The sequence below is a fragment of the Polaromonas sp. A23 genome, from assembly GCF_002001015.1.
Classification (GTDB): Bacteria; Pseudomonadota; Gammaproteobacteria; order Burkholderiales; family Burkholderiaceae_C; genus Polaromonas.
The window spans coordinates 1-252 of the sequence record NZ_MUNO01000049.1 but is presented as its reverse complement, the minus strand read 5'-3'; the positions used below and the strand labels follow the sequence as shown (position 1 = coordinate 252).

Annotated in this window: 1 protein-coding gene; it reads left to right on the top strand. The window is 63.1% G+C overall.

What is annotated here, in order from left to right; all coding sequences use genetic code 11:
- Window positions 1–252: hypothetical protein (locus B0B52_RS22540; RefSeq protein ID WP_168173607.1), on the top strand; the 252-nt coding region annotated here is incomplete at both ends.

Sequence of the window (252 nt, the reverse complement as noted above, 5' to 3'; positions counted from 1 at the left end):
CGATGAGCGCCACAGTGGGCACCAAGGTAGCGGCGCTGCCGGTGCCCAACCTGGCCAACAACGACCACCTCACCTTCAACCTGTACGACGCTGCTGGAAGACAGACCTACACAATCAACGGCCTGGGGTCAGTGAGCCAGGCGATCTACAACGCCGACGGGACGGTGGCGGCGAGCGTGCAGTACATGACGCCGATGAACGGCATCAGCGGCACAACGACGGCGGAGGACATTGCCGGCACACTGGTAACCA